The 2,781-nt window shown below is 59.8% G+C and carries 1 protein-coding gene and 1 pseudogene; both read left to right on the top strand.

The window, feature by feature from the left end; all coding sequences use genetic code 11:
* On the top strand, window positions 1–1,959 hold a 1,959-nt coding region (locus tag ABX749_RS28470; RefSeq protein ID WP_372899013.1), incomplete at its 5' end, for a DUF1553 domain-containing protein.
* 119 nt (window positions 1,960–2,078) lie between these two features.
* A pseudogene (locus ABX749_RS28475) lies at window positions 2,079–2,781 on the top strand (hypothetical protein); the annotation flags it as partial.

The raw sequence follows: 2,781 nt of genomic DNA on the forward strand, positions 1-2,781 counted from the left end.
TCGTACGTCCAGCAAGCGGCGATCCAGAAAGCCGAATCAGAAGTTGAATCCGCCGAGCGAGAACTGGCGGCGGCCAAGAAGCGTCTGGCCGATCAGCCGGGGGCGGAGCCGGACACGCTTCCGGTTGAGGACCCATCATGGAGCGTCACGGACACCTTCGATGAGCCCGCACCGGAACGGTGGCGACTGATCGGGGACGGGTGGCAGTATCGCGACGGTGCGTTGCATCAAACAAGGTCGACACGTGAGTCGGAAATGATACGGCTGGTCCCGCCGCTGCCGCGTGATTTCGAAGTGGACTGCGTTTACAGCACCACTGGTGGGTCGACGTACAAGTCAGTGACGTTTCGATTCGACCAGTCCGAAGACGGCAAGTCTTCGAATTACGTCTACACCAGCGCCCACGCCCCCGGACCCAAGGTCCAAGTGGCGTACACGCGTGGTGGCAGTAGCACGTATCCGGCCGAAGGTCGCAAGGCGATGCCGATCAAGGTCGGCCAGCGTTACCACCTGCGGATCGCGGTCCGAGACACATTGGTCAACGTTTGGTTGGATGATCAGTTGGTCGTCGCCTATCAACTTCCCGATCGTCGCGACGGTTTCTTTAGCTTGAGCGGTTTTGATGCGACCGTTGCCTTTGACGAGATCACGCTCAAAACGCTGTCGCCGGATAGCGAACTGACCGCAGCGGGAAACCAAACCGCTGCATCGGTCGACCCGGAGAACGCGGTGATCGTCGCGGAGTTGAAATTGGCATCGGCCAACGCGGCCTTGGCTTCGGTGCACGCGACCATTGCCGCCGACAACGCTCGTTACGTCGCGTCGCCGTCGCCAGCTGAAACCGACAGCCTGGCCCGGGACGCCGCGAGAAAACAGCTGCAGGCGAAAATTGCCGATGCGGACTATCGGATGATTGTCGATGCCGCCGATGCGAAAAAATTAAAATCGGCGAAGGACCAGAAGTCGGCCGCCGAAAAGAAGTTGAAAGAATTGGAAAAGGCCCAGCCTGACGCCCGACCGGGCTACGCGTCGCTGCGTGGGTCCAAAAAAGCACTCGAGACCCCGGAGCACAAGGAGCCCGATTACCCAGCGGTCTATGCACCGGTCAGCACCGGGCGGCGTCTCGCGCTGGCGAAATGGATCACGTCGCGACAAAACCCGTTGACCGCCCGCGTTGCGGTCAACCACGTGTGGATGCGGCACTTTGGGACACCACTGGTCGAGTCCGTGTTCGATTTCGGATTGCGTGCCGAGAAACCGCTGCACGCGGAACTCTTGGATTTCCTGGCCGCTGAATTCATGGAGTCGGGCTGGAGTTTCAAGCATCTGCATCGAATGATCGTGACGTCCGAAGCGTACCGTTTGTCCTCCTCGACACTGACGGCCGACGAACAAACGCGAACAGGTGATCCGATGAACCGCTACTACTGGCGGGCCAACTCCAAACGCATGGAATCGCAACTCGTCCGCGACAGCTTGTTGTCGCTGGGCGGAAAACTGGATCCGAAAATGGAAGGTCCGTCGATCGATCCCGGTCCGACCGCCATGCGTCGCAGCGTGTACCTCAAACATTCCCGCGACCAGCAAGACAAGTTTCTGGCGATGTTCGATGATGCGGACATCCTGCAGTGTTATCGACGCAGCGAGAGTATCGTGCCCCAGCAGGCACTCGCGCTTTCCAACAGCAAGCTCGCGATCGAAATGGCGTCTCAAATCGCATCGCGAATCGCCGCCGGTCTGAAAACCGATGCACCGTCGGACTTCATCGATGAACTGTTTTTTCAACTGCTTTGCCGCGAACCGACTGACGCCGAGCGATCCGAATGCGCCGCGTTTTGGGATGCCATGTCAACGCTTCCCGAACTCCAATCCCACGACGCCGCCGACCGTGACGCCGTCATCCGCTCCCGACTGACCCAAGCCATCCTCAACCACAACGACTTCGTCACCATCCGCTAAAAAGTGGCGTAAGCTTCCAGCTTGCGTTAAAACGACAGGTACGCTTCCAGCTTGCGTTACCGTAAAGATCGCAAGCTGGAAGCGTACGCCACTTTATTCCGCCCACCCTCCACTGAATCATGCAACGTTTCCTTCTGTTTCTGACGCTCGGGCTGGTCTGCCCGGCTGTGGCGTTTGCCGAGCTCTCGGTTCCCCAGTTCTTCAGTGACCACATGGTGCTTCAGCGTGAGCGATCGGCACCGATTTGGGGCACCGCCACCCCAGACGCCGAAGTCGTGTTGGAACTCAAGGGAAGGACCGCGACGACCAAAGCGAATTCGGATGGAAAATGGCGGGTCGGCATCCAGACCGGCAAGGCCGACGGTTCGGGATCGACACTGACCATTCGCAGTGGCAGCGAGACGATCAAGATCGATGACGTGTTGATCGGCGAGGTCTGGTTTGCATCGGGGCAATCGAACATGGCATTCACGATGCGCGGGGCGGCAAGCTACGACGCTGCGTTGGCCGAATCCGACCTGCCGGCGATCCGGATGTTCAATGCCGCCACGACGACTGCGGTGGAGCCCCAGGACGACATTGCCGGACAGTGGAGTGTTTGTTCGCCCGATACCCTGGCGAGCTACTCGGCGGTCGCGTTCTTCTTCGCCAGAAAGCTGCACCAGGAACTCGGCGTGCCGGTCGGGGTGATCAAATCGGCGTGGGGTGGCAAACCCGTTGAGACGTTTACCAGTCGCGAGGCACTCGAGACGTTGCCCGGTACGAAGCGGTTGGTCGACGCGGCGATCGAGGCTGACAAGGCCTACGATCCCGAGAAAGCCA

The organism is Stieleria sp. (assembly GCF_041595215.1).
GTDB lineage: Bacteria > Planctomycetota > Planctomycetia > Pirellulales > Pirellulaceae > Stieleria > Stieleria magnilauensis.